Source organism: Pseudomonas sp. Y5-11 (assembly GCF_022368695.1).
Taxonomy (GTDB): domain Bacteria; phylum Pseudomonadota; class Gammaproteobacteria; order Pseudomonadales; family Pseudomonadaceae; genus Aquipseudomonas; species Aquipseudomonas parakoreensis.
This window is the reverse complement of the sequence record NZ_CP058974.1, coordinates 1,880,153-1,898,061: the sequence shown is the minus strand read 5'-3', so window position 1 is coordinate 1,898,061 and position 17,909 is coordinate 1,880,153. Positions and strand designations below refer to the sequence as shown.

The following is a 17,909-nucleotide window of genomic DNA, read 5'->3' as shown; positions in this document are numbered from 1 at the left end:
CCTACAGCTGTTTTTTTATGCGCCCGTGCCCCCCACGGTAATCGCATCGATCTTCAGCGTCGGCTGACCGACACCCACCGGTACCGACTGCCCGTCCTTGCCGCACGTGCCCACACCGCTGTCCAGTGCCAGATCGTTACCGACCATCGACACCCGGCTCATCGCCTCGGGGCCGTTGCCGATCAACGTCGCGCCCTTGACCGGTGCGGTAATCTTGCCGTCCTCGATCAGGTACGCCTCGCTGGTGGAGAACACGAACTTGCCGCTGGTGATGTCAACCTGACCGCCGCCGAGGTTGGCGCAGTAGATGCCTTTCTTCACCGATGCGATGATTTCCGCCGGATCGCTTTCGCCACCGAGCATGTAGGTGTTGGTCATGCGCGGCATCGGCAGATGCGCGTATGACTCACGACGACCGTTGCCGGTACGGGCTACCCCCATCAGGCGCGCGTTGAGCTTGTCCTGCATGTAACCCTTGAGTACACCGTTCTCGATCAGCGTGGTGCACTCGGTCGGAGTGCCTTCGTCATCGACGCTCAGCGAACCGCGACGGCCGCTCAACGTGCCATCATCGACAATGGTGCAGAGTTTGGAAGCGACCATTTCACCCATTCGCCCGCTGTAGGCCGAACTGCCCTTGCGGTTGAAATCCCCCTCCAGACCGTGGCCGACCGCTTCGTGCAGGAGCACGCCGGACCAACCCGAACCGAGGACGACAGGCAAGGTGCCGGCCGGTGCCGGAATCGCTTCCAGGTTCACCAGCGCCTGGCGCAGCGCTTCGCGGGCGTAGCCCATGGCGCGGTCTTCGGCGAGGAAATAGCGGTAATCGGTACGCCCGCCACCGCCATGCCCGCCGCGCTCGCGACGGCCATTCTGCTCGACGATCACGCTGACGTTGAAACGCACCAGCGGACGCACGTCAGCAGCCAGGCCACCGTCGGTGGACGCCACCAGAATCCGTTCCCAGACCCCGGCCATGCTCACGCTGACCTGTTGAATCCGTGGATCAAGGGCGCGGGTAGCGACGTCGATGCGCTTGAGCAGCTCGACTTTCTCGGCGCGGCTCAGCACTTCCAGCGGATTGTCCGGCGCGTACAGCTGTGCGACATCCTGAGTGCTGAAGGCCTGCACCGTGCCGTTCTGCCCGGCGCGGGAGATCGAACGCGCAGCACGCGCCGCCGCACCAAGGGCTTCAAGCGTGATCGCGTTGCTGTAGGCAAAACCGGTTTTCTCACCGGACTGCGCACGCACGCCAACGCCCTGGTCGAGGTTGAAGCTGCCTTCCTTGACGATACCGTCTTCCAGCGACCACGACTCGGAGATCTGGCCCTGGAAATACAGGTCGGCCGCATCGATCCCCGGGCCGGCCAGATCGCCGAGCACGCCTTGCAGGCTCTCGATGGTCACGCCGCCGGGCGCCAACAGGTGATCACTGACTGAGGACAACAACTCGCTCATAGGTTTACGCCTTAAATTCATGTTCTGAAGCAGGCCGCTGGGCGCCCTGCGAGAAAAACCGCCGATGACTCGTCACTGGCATTCGCGCCCTGATAGACGCTTGTTCGTCACTGTCGCGCGCGGCCAACAGCACCGCCTCGCCTTGATCCTGATGCGCCAGCACCCGGCCCCACGGGTCGACAATTGCCGCATGACCGAAGGTTTCACGCGGTCCCGGGTGAGTCCCGCCCTGCGCTGCCGCCAATACATAACACTGGGTCTCGATGGCCCGTGCGCGAATCAGCACCTCCCAGTGCGCCGCACCGGTCACAGCGGTGAAGGCCGACGGGGCGGTGATCAACTCGGCACCGGCAGCGCGCAATTCGCTGTACAACTCCGGAAAGCGCAGGTCGTAGCACACGGTCAGGCCGACTCGGCCGACCGGTGTGTCCGCCACCACGACGCCACTGCCATAAGCATAGTCATCGGATTCGCGATACCGCCCGCGATTGTCCGCCACATCGACATCGAACAGGTGCAACTTGTCATACCGTGCAACGGTTTCACCCTGATCATTGACCAACAGCGAGCAGGCGTGAGACTTGGCGTCCGGTTGCCCGAGCGGCGGCAACGGCAAGGTGCCGGCAACTATCCATAACTTGAGGTCGCGAGCGGTCTGTTTCAACCATGGCAGGATCGGGCCTTCACCGAGCGCTTCGGCCCTGCCGATGTCGGCAATGTCACGACGACCCATGGCGGCGAAGTTTTCCGGCAGCACTGCCAGCTTCGCGCCGCCGGTTGCCGCCTGCTCAAGCAGGCGTCGGGCCTGCGCCAGATTGGCCAGCACATCGCTCTGGCTGACCATTTGAATCACCGCTAAAGACATGGCCGCTTCCTGACAGGGAGTCCACTTATCACTGCAGGAGCTGCCGCAGGCTGCGATCTTTTGATTTTGCTTTTAAAAACCACATCAAAAGATCGCAGCCTGCGGCAGCTCCTGCACGGGGAAAAGCCTCATGCTACTCAAAAAGGCTTGTCGAAGGTGATTTTCGGCTCTTTCCATGGGCCCTTGACGGTGTATTTGACGCTGGCGAAGCGTGCCACGCGGTCACCGATCAGCTTGTCGATAAGGAACAATGCCCCGCCGACCGCTGGCGCGCCGACAATCAGCGCGGCGATCGGCAGATTGTTGGTCACCGGCAAGGTCACCAGCAATTTTGCATCGACCTGATCGCCAACCAGATCCAGCGTACCGTCCAGCTCAAGATTGCTTGAAGGACCGGTCAGCCGAATCGGCTCGCGGGTGACATACACGCCGTTATTGGCCACCAACAAACCCTTGACCCGGTCGTAGCTCAAGCCTTTGCCAAACAAGTCGGAGAAGTCCAGACGCAGACGGCGACCAATGGAATTGAAGTTGAGCAGACCGAACACCCGCAACGCCTGCGCGCCGCCCTCCACTTCAACGAACTGACCTTTATTCAGCGAGGCATCCAGCGTGCCGGAGAAACGCTTGGTCGCCAGCCACGCCGGCGATCCCGGCCAGCGGCCATCGACGTCCATGTGGAATTCTTCGCTGGTCACGCTCGGCGCAAAACCCCAGCCCTTCAGTACATCGGCGAGGTTTTTGCCGCTGGCCCGGCCTTTGAACCAGCTGTTGGTCGAGCCCGGGGTGCCTTCCCAGCCGCCATTGCCTTGCAACAGGATGCCCTTGAGGCCCATGTCCATATTGTTCAGGGCGAGACCTTTGGCCGTCGGCCGTACCTTGAGCGACCAGCCGCCCACCAGATCCGCGCCGAGAAACAATTGATTGATGGTGATGTCCAGCGCGGGAATCTTCGTCGGGTCGACGGAAACCAGCGGATCAGGCGAGTTCTCGTCGGCCTGCACCGTCGGATCCGGTGCCGGCAGCCGCACGTATTGCAGATTGACCGCGATCGGCGCGCCCTTGGCATCGGGAAGACTGGCCGAGCCTTTGGCCTGCTGGCTGTCGAGTGCCAGATTCCACGCCCACGGTTTGCGATTGACCTGAACTGCCGCCTGGTCGAGGGTGGTGCCGAATGCGGTGAGCTTGCCCACCTTGAAGTCGGCACTGTTGAGTAATTGCTTGGCGCTGCCACCCGGGTCGTTACCGGCGTATTTATTGACCAGGTCCTGCCACGGCGCGACGTCCAGCTCCGACAGCACACCGCGAATGCGCAGGCCTTTGGCGTCCGGCAGGACTGCGTCGCCAGTTCCGAGAAACAGCTCGCCACGACCATCGGCGAAACTGCTCGGCGGTGCGGCGAAGGTGAAGCTGGCCAGTTGATCGTAACTGACCCAAAAACGCCGCTCCGGACCTTGCAAGCTCATGCGGAACACCGTGTCACGCCCTTGCTGGGCCGACATGCCGAACGGCGCCGGCAGATCCACCGCGACGCCTTTCATGCTGGAGTTGACCGTCAGTTGACTGTCGGTGCCGTCCAGGTTGACCTGCAACTGATAGGGAAGGGTCCCAGACACCGGCAACGGCTGAGTCACGCCCAGCCAGTCAGTGAGTTTCTTGACCTCGACCTGCCCGGAAGCCGAGACCCGCGTCTTGAGCTTGCCCGGGCTGCCATCAGCGAAAATCTGCGCGGTCACCGGCTTGTCAAAAGCCTTGGCGGCGATGTTCTGCCCACTCAACCCCTTGGCGCTGTCGAAACGGAAATCGCCTTTGAGCTGGCTCAGCTCCAGTTTCGGCTCCGCCAGTTTCAAGCGCGCATTGGCAGTCTTGAAGTCGACGAGGATCTTCGGCAAATCGCCCTTTTCCAGCGGGATATCGAGTTTGACCTTGCCCTGCAGATCGCCCTCGCCTTCCCAGCCGGCAAACGTTTCGCCAGTGCCGATCGGCGCGGTCTGGAGAATTTTCAGGCCATCGCCCAATCCACCGGCAAACCCGCCGTCGAGGAACAGATGCGTATGCTGCCCCGCCGGGACATGAGGAATATTGACGAAAACATCGCTGACCTGGGTGTCGAGCAACTGCCCCTTGTCGGCCACGATGCGCACACCGCTGTCCTCGATGAACACGTCGCCACTGACCTTGCTCACGTGCGGCCAGCCTGGCTGGAACGCCAGCTCGGCGTCATGCACCTTGAAGAACAGGCTGATGCTGCGATCGACATCCTTGGCATTTTTGCTCAGCGAACCCTGGTACTGGAAAAACCCCTGGTCCACCGCGCCTTTGAGGATCGCCGTGCGCAGCCACTCGTCGAGGGCCGGACTCAAGACTTCGGGCAGGTATTTGGCGGTGTAGCGACCGTCGCCATCGACCAGCCCGACGCGCAGATCCATGTAGTCTTCCTGGCTATGATCGAAGTGCAGGCGGATCAGGAAATCGCCGGCAATCTTGCCCTCCTCGCCCAGCACTTTCAGGTAAGGCGCGATCAGGGTGAAACCTTCTTTATCGAGCTTCCAGGTCAGTCGGGCATTGGCCTGAATGTATTGCCACGGCTTGGCGAAGATCGGATCGAGGTGCAGGACGAAATCCTTGCTGTCCAGGCGCAGCTCGCCGCCGTCAAGGTTGCCGCTGAGGCTGCCACTGACGTTCCGCGCCGCCGGGGCACCGTGATAGGCGTCGAACCCGACTTTATCCAGATTGGCCGCGAAGCCGAATTTCGAGCCATCGGTAGCGTTCGGGCGAAAATCCAGCAACACGTTGCGCAACCCGCCGGTCACTTTCAGGTGATCGACAACAGTGGCGAAGCCTTCAGGCAGCGGCCCCAGTGCATTCAGCAACGGGGTGATCGGCTGCAAATCGAGGCGGTCAGCCTGCAGATGCCACAGCTCGTCGACTGTATCAGTGGCTGCCGTCTGCTTGAGCTGCACGTGAGTTTCCCAGCGGGTTTCGCCAAAACTCATCGCCAGCGAATCGAGCGTAACGGTCGCGCCGTCATCGTCGCGCTGGTAATAGCCATTGAGCGCCAGATTGCTGATTTTGATCGGCTTGCGCTCGGCATAAGCGCCGGTCACCTGCGGTGCGTTCAAACGGACAGCGGCGCTTTGCAGGGCGCCGTCGTTCCAGTTCACCCACAGCTCGCCGCCCGCCTTGACCTCGGAAAAATTCCATTGCTGGGTCAAACGCTCGGGCAGCCACTTCGACCAGTCGCTTTGCGGCAGGCTGACATAGCCTTCCACCGAGCTGTCCGGCAGTCGGGAGGGGCGAATCCGTGTACGCAGGCTCATCGCCATCGGCTGCCCGTCGGGCAAAGTCAGACGAGCGTCGAGGCGCTGCCGGCTGCTGCCGGTTTTCAGGTTGAGGCCGACGTAGGTGAAGGTCATCGGCGCATGGTCCAGCGGCTGCACGGTCACCTGACTGTCGAGCACCGACAATTGCTGAACGATCTGCGAGCGCTTGAACAGTTGTTCGGGATCAAGCGGCTGGTCGTTCTGCACCGGCAGGCCTTCCAGCGACCAACTACCGTCCTGCGCTTCCTTGACGCTGATTTTCAGACCGTTCAATTCCAGATGGGCGATACGCACTTCGCGCGCCAGCAGGCTGCCCCAGAGATCCGGCACCGCACGTACCCGGTCCAGACGCAAGGCATTCGTGCCGTCACCGACCATCACGTCATGGGCCAGCAGGATCGGTGCAAATCCGCTCCAGTCACCTTCCAGTTCGCCGATCTGCAACGGTATGCCGAGCGCGGCACTGGCCTTGTCTTCGATGTCGGTACGGTACTCCGCCACCAGCGGCGTCAATTCCCGACCGAGGCTGACGTACAACGCCAACAGCACCAGAACCAACGCGCACAGGCCCAGTCCCCAGCGGGTGAGTGCGGCCAAAATGCGTGTCAGACGCTCCATGTCAGTTGGCTCCCATGGCGAAAAAACTGCGAAAAGCTGAGGCCAGCCGTTGTGGATTAAATGTGCCGCAGGGGATCAGAGCAGCACCACATCATATTGTTCCTGGGAATACATGGTTTCGACCTGAAAGCGTATGGTGCGACCGATGAACCCTTCAAGCTCGGCGACGTTACCGGACTCTTCATCGAGCAAACGGTCCACTACTTTCTGGTTCGCCAACACCCGATAACCCTCAGCCTGATAGGCCCGGGCTTCACGCAGAATTTCGCGGAAAATCTCGTAACAGATGGTTTCCGGGGTCTTCAACTTGCCCCGGCCCTGGCAACTGCTGCACGGCTCGCACAGCACTTGCTCGAGACTTTCGCGGGTACGTTTGCGGGTCATCTGCACCAGGCCCAACTCGGTGATGCCAATGATGTTGGTCTTGGCGTGATCACGTTCGAGCTGTTTCTCCAGGGTGCGCAGCACCTGGCGCTGATGTTCTTCATCTTCCATGTCGATGAAGTCGATGATGATGATCCCGCCCAGATTGCGCAGGCGCATCTGCCGGGCAATCGCGGTGGCGGCTTCGAGGTTGGTCTTGAAGATGGTTTCTTCAAGGTTGCGATGGCCTACAAACGCGCCGGTGTTAACGTCGATGGTGGTCATGGCTTCCGCCGGATCGACCACCAGATAGCCGCCGGACTTGAGCGGCACTTTGCGCTCGAGGGCTTTCTGGATTTCGTCTTCGACGCCATACAGGTCGAAAATCGGCCGCTCGCCCGGGTAGTGTTCCAGACGATCGGCGATTTCCGGCATCAGTTCGGCGACAAACTGTGTGGTTTTCTGGAAGGTTTCCCGGGAGTCGATACGGATCTTCTCGATCTTCGGGCTGACCAGATCGCGCAGGGTACGCAGCGCCAGACCGAGGTCTTCGTAGATGACACTCGGTGCGCCGATGGTCTGGATCTGCGCGTTGATCTGGTCCCACAGGCGCCGCAGGTAGCGGATGTCCATGAGGATTTCATCGGCCCCGGCGCCTTCGGCGGCGGTACGCAGGATGAAGCCGCCAGCCTCCTTGATCCCTTCCTTGGCCACGCAATCGCTGACCACCTGCTTGAGGCGCTCGCGCTCGGCTTCGTCCTCGATCTTCAGGGAAATGCCGACATGGGCGGTGCGCGGCATGTACACCAGATAGCGCGACGGAATCGACAGCTGCGTGGTCAAGCGCGCGCCTTTGGAACCGATCGGGTCCTTGGTGACCTGTACCACCAGGCTCTGCCCTTCGTGCACCAGCGCGCTGATGCTTTCCACCGCCGGGCCTTCGCGCAGGGAGATTTCCGAGGCGTGAATGAATGCCGCACGGTCCAGACCGATATCGACAAATGCCGCCTGCATGCCCGGCAGCACCCTGACGATCTTGCCTTTATAGATGTTGCCGACGATCCCGCGTTTTTGCGTGCGCTCGACGTGGACTTCTTGCAGCACACCGTTTTCGACCACCGCCACGCGCGATTCCATCGGCGTGATGTTGATCAGAATCTCTTCACTCATGGCAGGGTCTCGTTCAGGCATGTTCACGATAATGGCCGCATCTTGATCCATACGACGCTCATTGCGCGTTCAGGTTTTGCCAACAGGGTATGCCGAAATGGCCCAACAGTTCTGCGGTTTCGCAAACCGGCAACCCGACCACCGCCGAATAGCTGCCATTGAGCCCGGCGACAAACACCGCGCCGAGGCCCTGAATGCCATAACCGCCGGCCTTGTCCCGAGGTTCGCCACTGGCCCAGTAGGCCGCCGCCTCTTCGCGGCTGATCGGGCGAAAGCGCACCAGACTGCGCACCACGCGCGACTCGCAACGCTGGCCGTCCAGCACAGCGATGGCGGTCAGCACTTCATGCTCTTTGCCGGACAACATCATCAGCATGGCGCATGCGTCGGCTTCGTCCACCGGTTTGCCAAGAATTTTATCGTCGAGGACCACGGCAGTGTCCGCCCCCAGTACGCAAAACGCCGCGTCGCAGGCGAGCGCGCGTCGACCGGCCTCGGCCTTGCCACGCGCCAGGCGCTCGACATAGGCCGAAGGCAATTCTTCGGCAAGCGGGGTTTCGTCGATTTCCGCGCTGATGGCGGAGAACGGCACGCCGATCTGCGTGAGCAATTCACGCCGGCGCGGCGAACCAGAGGCGAGGTAAAGCGGCTTCATCAAGACATCTCCCTTGTCGAGGTGCGGGCACATGCCTGACCGAATCAGTTGATTTTGTAGCGTCGGCGCAATCCACGCAAAGCGAAGCTGACCCAAGGCCAGAGCAACGCGCTGGTCAGTGCCGGCAGTACCAGTGCCAGCGTTGGCTGGCGGTTGCCGGTCAGGGCGCTGAGCCACAGTTGAACCAGCTGAGCGAGGCCGAAGATCACCAGGATCACCAGGCATTGCTGCCACATCGGGAACATCCGCAGACGCTGCTGCAACGACAGCACCAGGAAGGTGATCAGCGTCAGGATCAACGCGTTCTGCCCAAGCAGCGTGCCGTACAGCACGTCTTCGGCCAGTCCCAGGCAAAACGCGGTAACCATGCCGACCGTTTGCGGCAGGGCCAGAGCCCAGAACGCCAGGAGCAGCGCCAGCCACAGCGGGCGCAGGATCTCCATGAATTGCGGCATCGGCGACACACTGAGCAGCAGGCCGATGAGAAACGTCAGCCAGACCATCCAACCGTTACGCGAAGCGGTAGCCCCGACCATTATTCTTGTCTCCCGGTGTTGGCCGGCGTGGTGACAGGCGGTTTGGCCGCTGGTCGAACCGCCGGCTGGGACGCTGCAGGCCGGCTATTCGCGGGCGTGGCTGCAGTTGGTTTGGCAGGCGGCTTGCTGGCGACCGGTTTGGCCGGCGTAGCACTGACTGCCGGCGTGGCGGTCGCGGCCGGCGCAGTCACCGCTGCAGGCGGTGTCACGGTTTTCGGCACCGTGGCCGGAATCACCGGTCCACCGCCCTGCGCATCAAGATTTTCCTGAGCCTGCGCCGCATCGTTGGCGCGCTCTTCGGCGGTGCGGTTGTCGCTGAATACCAGCAGCAGATAACGGCTGCGGTTCAACGCAGCGGTCGGCACCGCACGGACAATCGCGAAAGGCTGACCGGAGTCGTGGATGACTTCCTTGACCGTTGCCACCGGATAGCCGGCCGGGAAGCGTTGCCCGAGACCGGAGCTGACCAGCAGATCGCCTTCCTTGATGTCAGCGGTGTCGGCGACGTGGCGCAGTTCCAGACGTTCCGGGTTGCCGGTGCCGCTGGCAATCGCCCGCAGACCGTTACGGTTCACCTGGACAGGAATGCTGTGCGTGGTGTCGGTCAGCAGCAGCACGCGGGAGGTGTACGGCATCAACTCGACCACCTGGCCCATCAGACCGCGCGCATCGAGCACCGGCTGACCGAGCACCACGCCATCGCGCTCACCCTTATTGATGATGATGCGATGGGTGAAGGGATTGGGGTCCATGCCGATCAACTCGGCCACTTCGACCTTTTCGTTGACCAGTGCGGAGGAATTGAGCAACTCGCGCAGCCGCACGTTCTGCTCGGTGAGAGCGGCGAGCTTTTGCATGCGGCCCTGCAACAGCAGGTTCTCGGTCTTGAGTTTTTCGTTTTCGGCGACCAGCTCGGTGCGACTGCCAAACTGACTGGCGACACCGTCCCACAACCGGCCGGGCAGGTCGGTGATCCAGTAGGCATCCATCAGCACCAGCGACGCTTGCTTGCGCGCAGGCTTGAGCAGGTCAAAGCGGGCATCGACCACCATCAGCGCGATCGACAGCACGGCCAGCACCAACAGGCGCACGCCCAACGAAGGGCCCTTGGCGAAAAGCGGTTTAATAAGCCGCTCCTCCCAGGCAAATGTTCTGTTTATTCATACGGCATCAAACCGGCCTGGATGAAGACTGACAGAAGATAAACGCCAACAGGCAGCACTGCAAAGTGCTGCCTGTGCGCTCACCCACGTATTGCAACCCAGCGCTTATTCGCTGGAGAGCAGGTCCATGGTGTGCTTGTCCATCATTTCCAATGCACGGCCACCGCCGCGAGCAACGCAGGTCAGCGGGTCTTCGGCAACGATCACCGGCAGACCGGTTTCCTGAGCCAGCAACTTGTCGAGGTCACGCAGCAGCGCGCCCCCACCGGTCAGCACCAGACCACGCTCGGCGATGTCGGAAGCCAGTTCTGGCGGCGACTGCTCCAGGGCGCTTTTCACGGCCTGAACGATGGTTGCCAGGGACTCTTGCAGAGCTTCCAGCACTTCATTGGAGTTCAGGGTGAATGCGCGTGGAACGCCTTCGGCCAGGTTGCGACCGCGAACGTCGACTTCGCGAACTTCGCCGCCCGGGTAGGCTGTACCGATTTCCTGCTTGATGCGCTCGGCCGTCGATTCACCGATCAGGCTGCCGTAGTTACGGCGCACGTAGGTGATGATCGCTTCGTCGAAGCGGTCGCCGCCCACGCGGACGGATTCGGCGTAGACCACACCGTTCAGGGAGATCAGCGCGATTTCGGTGGTACCACCGCCGATATCGACGACCATCGAGCCACGGGCTTCTTCAACCGGCAGGCCGGCACCGATCGCAGCAGCCATCGGCTCTTCGATCAGGAACACTTCACGGGCACCGGCACCAAGGGCCGATTCACGGATGGCACGACGCTCGACCTGGGTGGATTTGCATGGAACGCAGATCAGCACACGAGGGCTGGGCTGCAGAAAGCTGTTTTCGTGAACCTTGTTGATAAAGTATTGCAGCATCTTTTCGCAGACGCTGAAGTCGGCAATCACGCCGTCCTTCATCGGACGAATGGCAGCAATGTTGCCCGGCGTACGGCCGAGCATGCGCTTGGCTTCGGTGCCGACAGCGACGACACTTTTCTGGTTACCGTGTGTCCGAATGGCCACAACCGATGGCTCATTCAGGACGATACCGCGCTCGCGCACGTAAATAAGGGTGTTGGCAGTGCCCAGGTCAATGGAGAGATCGCTGGAAAACATGCCACGCAGTTTCTTGAACATGGGAAAGGGACCCTAGGCAACGCGTGGGTAAAAAAGTGCGGCAAACTCTAACAACGACAGGGATTTTGGGCAAGGCGCCAATATGTTAAATTGGCCGCTTTTCTGTGCACCAAGCCCCACAATCGCGGCCTTATGACCGTAGAAGTGCGGTAGTGTTCCGACAATCTAACACACGGACGCCGTCCGTTCTGTTTTCCACTGGAGAATCCCGATGGCGCTAGAACGCTCCGACGTGGAAAAAATCGCGCATCTGGCCTGCCTTGGCCTGAATGATGCCGATCTTCCGCACATTACTTCCGCCCTCAACAGCATTCTCGGGCTGGTCGACGAAATGCAGGCCGTCGATACCGACGGTATCGAGCCTTTGGCCCACCCGCTGGAAGCCAGTCAGCGCCTGCGCGCCGACGTCGTGACCGAGACCAATCACCGCGAGGCTTACCAGTCCATCGCACCAGCGGTCGAAAACGGCCTGTATCTGGTTCCGAAAGTCATCGACTAAAGGGAAAGAGCCTGCAATGCATCAAATGACTCTGGCCGAGATCGCCCGCGGTCTCGCCGATAAAAAGTTTTCCTCCGAAGAGCTGACCAAAGTCCTGCTGGCGCGTATTACCCAGCTCGATCCGCAGCTCAACAGCTTCATCAGCCTCACCGAAGAGCTGGCGCTTGCGCAGGCGAAAGCCGCCGACGCGCGCCGGGCCAACGGTGAGAGCGGCGCCCTGCTAGGCGCGCCGATCGCCCACAAGGACCTGTTCTGCACCCAGGGCATCCGCACCAGCTGCGGCTCGAAAATGCTCGACAACTTCAAGGCCCCGTACGACGCCACCGTGGTTGCGAAACTCGCGGCTGCCGGCGCCGTGACGCTGGGCAAGACCAACATGGACGAGTTCGCCATGGGTTCGGCCAACGAGTCGAGCTGGTACGGCGCGGTGAAAAACCCGTGGAACCTGGAACACGTACCGGGCGGTTCGTCCGGTGGTTCGGCCGCGGCGGTTGCCGCGCGCCTGTTGCCGGCGGCCACGGCCACCGACACCGGAGGTTCGATCCGTCAGCCCGCCGCGTTCACCAACCTCACCGGCCTGAAACCGACCTACGGTCGCGTATCGCGCTGGGGCATGATCGCGTATGCCTCCAGTCTCGATCAGGGCGGCCCGCTGGCGCGCACCGCCGAAGACTGCGCGATTTTGTTGCAAGGTATGGCCGGGTTCGACCAGAACGACTCCACCAGCATCGATGAGCCGGTTCCGGATTACTCCGCGGGTCTCAACACTTCGCTGCAAGGCCTGCGCATCGGCGTGCCGAAGGAATACTTCAGCGCCGGTCTCGACCCGCGCATCGCTGAACTGATCCAGAACAGCATCAAAGCGCTGCAGAAGCTCGGCGCCGTGATCAAGGAAATCAGCCTGCCGAACATGCAGCACGCGATTCCTGCGTACTACGTGATCGCCCCGGCCGAAGCGTCCTCGAACCTGTCGCGTTTCGACGGCGTGCGCTTCGGCCATCGCTGCGAGAACCCGGAAAACCTGATCGACCTGTACAAGCGTTCGCGTGGCGAAGGCTTCGGGCCTGAAGTGCAGCGCCGGATCATGGTCGGCGCCTACGCGCTGTCCGCCGGTTACTACGACGCCTACTACCTGAAAGCGCAGAAGATCCGTCGCTTGGTGAAGAACGACTTCATGGCGGCCTTCAATGAAGTCGACATCATCCTCGGCCCGACCACGCCGAACCCGGCCTGGAAGCTCGGCGCAAAGAACAGCGATCCGGTCGCTGCCTATCTGGAAGACGTCTACACCATCACCGCCAACCTCGCGGGCCTGCCGGGTCTGTCGATGCCGGCCGGTTTTGTCGACGGTCTGCCGGTGGGCGTGCAGTTGCTCGCGCCGTATTTCCAGGAAGGCCGTTTGCTCAACATTGCGCACCAGTATCAGCTCAACACTGACTGGCACACCCGCACCCCAACCGGCTTCTGAGGAGACACACATGCAATGGGAAGTCGTGATCGGGCTGGAGATTCACACTCAGCTCACTACCCGGTCGAAAATCTTTTCCGGTAGTTCCACCCAGTTCGGCTCCGAGCCGAACACCCAAGCCAGCCTGATCGACCTGGGCATGCCCGGCGTATTGCCGGTGCTGAACCAGGAAGCGGTACGCATGGCGGTGATGTTCGGTCTGGCGATTGACGCCGAGATCGGTCAGCACAACGTGTTCGCGCGTAAAAACTACTTCTACCCGGACCTGCCGAAGGGTTATCAGATCAGCCAGATGGAATTGCCGATTGTCGGCAAGGGCCACCTGGACATCGCCCTGGAAGACGGCACGGTCAAACGCGTCGGCATCACCCGCGCGCACCTGGAAGAAGACGCCGGCAAGAGCCTGCACGAAGAATTCAATGGTGCCACCGGCATCGACCTGAACCGTGCCGGCACGCCGCTGCTGGAAATCGTTTCCGAGCCGGACATGCGCAGCGCCAAGGAAGCCGTGGCTTACGTCAAAGCGATCCACGCGCTGGTGCGTTACCTGGGCATCTGCGACGGCAACATGGCCGAAGGCTCGCTGCGTTGCGACTGCAACGTGTCGGTCCGCCCGAAAGGCCAGGTCGAATTCGGCACCCGCTGCGAGATCAAGAACGTCAACTCGTTCCGCTTCATCGAGAAGGCGATCAACTCCGAGATCCAGCGGCAGATCGAGCTGATCGAAGACGGCGGCAAAGTGATCCAGCAGACCCGTCTGTACGATCCGAACAAGGACGAGACCCGTCCGATGCGTTCCAAAGAGGAAGCCAACGACTACCGTTACTTCCCCGATCCGGATCTGCTGCCGGTGGTCATCGAAGAGTCGTTCCTCGGCGAGGTGCGCGCCACCCTGCCGGAACTGCCACCGCAAAAGCGCGAGCGTTTCCAGAGCCAGTTCGGTCTGTCGGCCTACGACGCCAACGTGCTGGCCACCAGCCGTGAGCAAGCGGATTACTTCGAGAAAGTCGCGGCCATCGGCGGCGACGCCAAACTGGCGGCGAACTGGGTGATGGTCGAGTTGGGCAGCCTGCTCAACAAGCAAGGCCTGGACATCGAGGACTCGCCGGTCTCTGCCGAGCTGTTGGGTGGCATGCTGCAGCGCATCAAGGACAACACCATCTCCGGCAAGATCGCCAAAGTGGTGTTCGAAGCGATGGCCAACGGCGAAGGCACGGCGGACGAGATCATCGACAAGCGCGGCCTCAAGCAAGTGACCGACACCGGCGCGATCTCGGCGGTACTGGACGAAATGCTCGCGGCCAACGCCGAGCAGGTCGAACAATACCGCGCGGCAGACGAAGCCAAACGCGGCAAGATGTTCGGCTTCTTCGTCGGTCAGGCCATGAAGGCTTCGAAAGGCAAAGCCAACCCGCAGCAAGTGAACGAACTGCTGAAAAGCAAGCTCGAAGGCTGATGAAAATGGAGCCAGACAAACAGCCTGGCTCCATCCCCTGTGGGAACAATCTATGGCTGAAGGGGTTTTGTGGTGAGGGGATTTATCCCCGATGGGCTGCGAAACGGCCCCGATTCTTCTGTATCTGGAATTTGGGGGCGCTGCGCGCCTCATCGGGGATAAATCCCCTCGCCACAGACGCTGATCTCCACATTGTGTTGTTTCCACATTTGTTTTGTGGAGCTTTCGAATGAAACGCCTGCTCGGCGCCTGCGCCCTGCTCTCCTTGCTCGCCGGTTGCGCCAGCAACGACATCATCGACCCGCACGGTTACGACCAGACTGGCGTCGCTTCCTATTACGGTGCCAAACACCACGGTAAACGCACCGCCAGCGGCGAAGCGTTCAACCAGAACTCCCTGACCGCCGCCCATCGCCAACTGCCGTTCGGCACGCGGGTGAAGGTCACCAACCTGAAAAACGACAAATCCTGCGTTGTGCGCATCAACGATCGCGGCCCGCACACCCGTGGCCGCTTGATCGATGTCTCCCGTGAAGCCGCCGAACGCCTCGGCATGCTCGGCAGCGGCACGGCACGCGTGCGCATACAGGCCCTCGACGACTGATGGAGCGCTGACCATTTTTGCTCTGGCCGATTTACCGCTGATCAACGTGATCGAGTTGCTCAGCGGCCTGATCCTGTTGATCCTCGGCGCCGAACTGATGGTGCGCGCTGCTGTGCGTCTGGCCGCGCGCCTGCATGTGCGACCACTGATCATCGGCCTGACCATCGTCGCCCTCGGCAGCAGCGCCCCGCAAATGGCGGTCAGCCTGCAAGCGACCCTGACGCACAACCCCGACATCGCCGTCGGCAGCGTGATCGGCAGCAGCATCTTCAACATCCTCGTGACCCTTGGTCTGTCGGCGCTGATCATTCCGCTGCGGGTCTCGCGGCAACTGGTGCGCCTGGATATTCCGCTGATGATCGGCGCCAGCGTGCTGGTGTTTGTCCTCGCCTGGAACGAACAGATCGGTCGCTTCGACGGCGTACTGTTACTTGCGGCTTTGGCGTTGTACCTCAGTTTGTTGCTGCGCCAGTCGCGGCACTCGGCGCGTCCGCATTCGCAATTGCCGCAAGCCCCGCAGGTGCCGTGGTTCAGCAGTCTGTTGATGATCGTTGTCGGCCTGGCGCTGCTGGTGTTCGCCGGGCATTTGCTGCTCGGCGCAGCGGTGGCGGTGGCGACGGACTTGGGTTTTTCCGAACGGGTGATCGGCCTGACCGTGGTCGCGGTCGGCACCTCGCTGCCGGAACTCGCCACCTCGCTGATCGCCGCACTGCGCGGGCAGCGCGATATCGCCGTGGGCAACGTGATCGGCGCCAACCTGTTCAACCTGCTCGGGGTGCTCGGCGTTACCGCACTGATCGCACCGACACCGCTGTCGGTCTCGCCCAACGCACTGGATTTCGACCTGCCGGTGATGCTCGGCGTCGCCGCGTTGTGCCTGCCGGTGTTCTATTCCGGCTATCGCGTGACCCGCGCTGAAGGTTTGTTGTTGCTCGGTTTGTACGCGGCCTACGGGCTGCACGTGGTGTCGTTCACCACCGGCATGCCACTGGCCGGCAAACTGGAAAAGCTGATGCTGTTTTACGTGCTGCCAACGCTGCTGGCGTTTCTGTTGTTCACGTCCGTACGCGCTTGGCGCCGCCAACACCACAAGAGGGATGTGCCATGACCGATTCGCAGAAAACCGGGGTTGAAATCCGCCGTCAGGTAATGGGCGACGCGTTTGTCGACCGCGCGCTGGGCAATGCCACCGAGTTCACTCAACCCTTGCAGGATTTCGTCAACGAACACGCCTGGGGCGGCGTGTGGAATCGCGAAGGTTTGCCGCTGAAGACTCGCAGCCTGATCACCCTCGCCGCGCTGACCGCGTTGAAGTGCCCGCAGGAATTGAAAGGTCACGTACGTGGCGCGTTGAACAATGGCTGCACGGTCGAGGAGATTCGTGAGGCGCTGCTGCATTGCGCGGTGTACGCCGGCGTACCGGCAGCGATCGATGCGTTTCGCGCGGCGCAGGAAGTGATCGACAGTTACCAGAAAAACTAAAAGATCGCAGCCTTCGGCAGCTCCTACATGAGAACGCATTCCAATGTAGGAGCTGCCGCAGGCTGCGATCTTTTGATCTTGCCCTTCAGATCCACCCACCCCACTGCAACAGAAAGATCCCGATATTGGTGGTCACCGCCGCCATCAGCGTGGTCAGCACAATGATCGCCGCCGCCAGTTCATGGTTGCCCTGCGCCGCACGGGCCATAACGAAACTGGCGGCGGCGGTCGGGCTGCCGAAGTACAGAAACAGAATCCCCAGCTCCGCCCCGCGAAAGCCCCACAGCCATGCGCCCAGCGTGGCAATCACCGGCAGGCCGATCATCTTCACCAGACTCGAGCTGAGCGCCATGTTGCCGCTTTTGCGCAGCGCCGCCAGCGACAGCGTACCGCCAATGCAGATCAGGGCCAGCGGCAGCGTGGTTTGCGCCAGGTACTGGCCGGAGGTTTCCAGCCAGCCCGGCAGACCGATCTTGAAATAAGCGAACGGCGCCGCCGCGATCACGCTGATAATCAGCGGATTGCTGAACACGCTTTTGCAGATGCTCCACGGATCGGACTTGATCACCGGGCTGTACACCGCCAGCACGATTGTCGACAGGGTGTTGTAGAACAGGATCACCAGCGCCGCGAGAATTGCCCCGAGGGAAATCCCGTAGTCGCCGTACATGCTCGCCGCCAGCGCCAGGCCGATCACGCCGTTGTTGCCGCGAAACGCGCCTTGGGTGTAGATGCCCCGGTCTTCACGCGGGCAGCGGAAAATCGCCCAGCCCCAGGCCAGGGCAAAACTGACCAGCGTGGCGAGGGCGAAATAGATGAGCAGCGCCGGTTGCAACGCGGCATGCAGGTCCGCATGCAGGATCCCGAGAAACAGCAGTGCCGGCATGCTGACGTTGAACACCAGCGAGGAGGCGGTGTGGATGAAGTTGTCGTTGATCCAGTCGATGCGCTTGAGCAACACCCCGAGGAACAGCATGGCGAACACCGGCGCGGTGATGTTCAGGGTTTCGAGGAAGATTGCCAGCATGCCGGGGGAGCCTTTGGGTGAGCGTCGTCAGGGGCTAATGATAAGCCACTGAGTTGCCATTGAAGATCAAAAGATCGCA

At 61.5% G+C, this 17,909-nt stretch carries 15 protein-coding genes; 6 read left to right on the top strand and 9 right to left on the bottom strand.

Annotated features, from left to right (window positions below; genetic code table 11):
- Positions 1 to 15: 15 nt before the first annotated feature.
- From tldD to mreB, 8 genes are all read right to left on the bottom strand, one after another.
- Positions 16 to 1,458 carry a metalloprotease TldD gene (gene tldD, locus HXW87_RS08260; RefSeq protein WP_007961588.1) on the bottom strand — a complete coding sequence of 481 codons (1,443 nt, stop codon included), beginning with the start codon at positions 1,456 to 1,458 and terminating at the stop codon, positions 16 to 18.
- A 4-nt stretch (positions 1,459 to 1,462) separates the two neighbouring features.
- Positions 1,463 to 2,323 (bottom strand): carbon-nitrogen hydrolase family protein, encoded by an 861-nt coding sequence (locus HXW87_RS08255; RefSeq protein WP_047291290.1) that lies wholly within the window; start codon positions 2,321 to 2,323, stop codon positions 1,463 to 1,465.
- A 137-nt stretch (positions 2,324 to 2,460) separates the two neighbouring features.
- Complete coding sequence (locus tag HXW87_RS08250) at positions 2,461 to 6,264, bottom strand: YhdP family protein (RefSeq protein ID WP_239778737.1); 3,804 nt, start codon at positions 6,262 to 6,264, stop codon at positions 2,461 to 2,463.
- A gap of 75 nt (positions 6,265 to 6,339) precedes the next feature.
- Positions 6,340 to 7,797, bottom strand: coding sequence for a ribonuclease G (rng, locus tag HXW87_RS08245; protein ID WP_007961585.1), 1,458 nt, complete (start codon positions 7,795 to 7,797; stop codon positions 6,340 to 6,342).
- Between the two features lie 58 nt (positions 7,798 to 7,855).
- Complete coding sequence (locus tag HXW87_RS08240; RefSeq protein ID WP_095667491.1) at positions 7,856 to 8,452, bottom strand: Maf family protein; 597 nt, start codon at positions 8,450 to 8,452, stop codon at positions 7,856 to 7,858.
- Positions 8,453 to 8,496: 44 nt separating this feature from the next.
- Entirely contained in the window at positions 8,497 to 8,988 is a 492-nt protein-coding gene (gene mreD, locus HXW87_RS08235; protein ID WP_003221660.1) for a rod shape-determining protein MreD, read from the bottom strand.
- Complete coding sequence (mreC, locus tag HXW87_RS08230; RefSeq protein ID WP_230679356.1) at positions 8,988 to 10,079, bottom strand: rod shape-determining protein MreC; 1,092 nt, start codon at positions 10,077 to 10,079, stop codon at positions 8,988 to 8,990. Before mreC ends, mreD begins: the two co-directional genes overlap by 1 nt.
- Positions 10,080 to 10,256: 177 nt before the next feature.
- Complete coding sequence (gene mreB / locus HXW87_RS08225) at positions 10,257 to 11,294, bottom strand: rod shape-determining protein MreB (RefSeq protein WP_002555108.1); 1,038 nt, start codon at positions 11,292 to 11,294, stop codon at positions 10,257 to 10,259.
- A 211-nt stretch (positions 11,295 to 11,505) separates the two neighbouring features.
- Here mreB and gatC point away from each other — a divergent pair, with 211 nt between their 5' ends.
- The 6 genes from gatC (at position 11,506) to HXW87_RS08195 (ending at position 16,803) form a co-directional block, all read left to right on the top strand.
- Entirely contained in the window at positions 11,506 to 11,793 is a 288-nt protein-coding gene (gene gatC / locus HXW87_RS08220) for an Asp-tRNA(Asn)/Glu-tRNA(Gln) amidotransferase subunit GatC (RefSeq protein WP_003221657.1), read from the top strand.
- Between the two features lie 16 nt (positions 11,794 to 11,809).
- Positions 11,810 to 13,261 carry an Asp-tRNA(Asn)/Glu-tRNA(Gln) amidotransferase subunit GatA gene (gene gatA / locus HXW87_RS08215; protein ID WP_239778736.1) on the top strand — a complete coding sequence of 484 codons (1,452 nt, stop codon included), beginning with the start codon at positions 11,810 to 11,812 and terminating at the stop codon, positions 13,259 to 13,261.
- Between the two features lie 10 nt (positions 13,262 to 13,271).
- Positions 13,272 to 14,717 carry an Asp-tRNA(Asn)/Glu-tRNA(Gln) amidotransferase subunit GatB gene (gene gatB / locus HXW87_RS08210; RefSeq protein WP_103521629.1) on the top strand — a complete coding sequence of 482 codons (1,446 nt, stop codon included), beginning with the start codon at positions 13,272 to 13,274 and terminating at the stop codon, positions 14,715 to 14,717.
- Positions 14,718 to 14,946: 229 nt separating this feature from the next.
- On the top strand, positions 14,947 to 15,321 hold the full coding sequence (locus HXW87_RS08205; protein ID WP_041072815.1) for a septal ring lytic transglycosylase RlpA family protein: 375 nt from the start codon (positions 14,947 to 14,949) through the stop codon (positions 15,319 to 15,321).
- Positions 15,322 to 15,367: 46 nt separating this feature from the next.
- Entirely contained in the window at positions 15,368 to 16,429 is a 1,062-nt protein-coding gene (locus HXW87_RS08200) for a calcium/sodium antiporter (protein WP_047291277.1), read from the top strand.
- The gene (locus HXW87_RS08195; RefSeq protein ID WP_007966091.1) at positions 16,426 to 16,803 is read left to right on the top strand and encodes a carboxymuconolactone decarboxylase family protein; all 378 of its coding nucleotides are present in this window, start codon (positions 16,426 to 16,428) and stop codon (positions 16,801 to 16,803) included. The genes HXW87_RS08200 and HXW87_RS08195 overlap by 4 nt, the downstream gene beginning before the upstream one ends.
- Positions 16,804 to 16,888: 85 nt before the next feature.
- On the opposite strand, the gene HXW87_RS08190 is transcribed toward HXW87_RS08195, so the two are convergent.
- The gene (locus HXW87_RS08190) at positions 16,889 to 17,830 is read right to left on the bottom strand and encodes an AEC family transporter (RefSeq protein ID WP_121183708.1); all 942 of its coding nucleotides are present in this window, start codon (positions 17,828 to 17,830) and stop codon (positions 16,889 to 16,891) included.
- Positions 17,831 to 17,909: the final 79 nt, after the last annotated feature.

What these genes read in the sequence shown, in the direction of transcription:
- tldD (WP_007961588.1), bottom strand. Translation starts at nt 1,458, where the DNA reads ATGAGCGAGTTGTTGTCCTCAGTCAGTGATCACCTGTTGGCGCCCGGC.
- HXW87_RS08255 (WP_047291290.1), bottom strand. Translation starts at nt 2,323, where the DNA reads ATGTCTTTAGCGGTGATTCAAATGGTCAGCCAGAGCGATGTGCTGGCC.
- HXW87_RS08250 (WP_239778737.1), bottom strand. Translation starts at nt 6,264, where the DNA reads ATGGAGCGTCTGACACGCATTTTGGCCGCACTCACCCGCTGGGGACTG.
- rng (WP_007961585.1), bottom strand. Translation starts at nt 7,797, where the DNA reads ATGAGTGAAGAGATTCTGATCAACATCACGCCGATGGAATCGCGCGTG.
- HXW87_RS08240 (WP_095667491.1), bottom strand. Translation starts at nt 8,452, where the DNA reads ATGAAGCCGCTTTACCTCGCCTCTGGTTCGCCGCGCCGGCGTGAATTG.
- mreD (WP_003221660.1), bottom strand. Translation starts at nt 8,988, where the DNA reads ATGGTCGGGGCTACCGCTTCGCGTAACGGTTGGATGGTCTGGCTGACG.
- mreB (WP_002555108.1), bottom strand. Translation starts at nt 11,294, where the DNA reads ATGTTCAAGAAACTGCGTGGCATGTTTTCCAGCGATCTCTCCATTGAC.
- gatC (WP_003221657.1), top strand. Translation starts at nt 11,506, where the DNA reads ATGGCGCTAGAACGCTCCGACGTGGAAAAAATCGCGCATCTGGCCTGC.
- gatA (WP_239778736.1), top strand. Translation starts at nt 11,810, where the DNA reads ATGCATCAAATGACTCTGGCCGAGATCGCCCGCGGTCTCGCCGATAAA.
- gatB (WP_103521629.1), top strand. Translation starts at nt 13,272, where the DNA reads ATGCAATGGGAAGTCGTGATCGGGCTGGAGATTCACACTCAGCTCACT.
- HXW87_RS08205 (WP_041072815.1), top strand. Translation starts at nt 14,947, where the DNA reads ATGAAACGCCTGCTCGGCGCCTGCGCCCTGCTCTCCTTGCTCGCCGGT.
- HXW87_RS08195 (WP_007966091.1), top strand. Translation starts at nt 16,426, where the DNA reads ATGACCGATTCGCAGAAAACCGGGGTTGAAATCCGCCGTCAGGTAATG.
- HXW87_RS08190 (WP_121183708.1), bottom strand. Translation starts at nt 17,830, where the DNA reads ATGCTGGCAATCTTCCTCGAAACCCTGAACATCACCGCGCCGGTGTTC.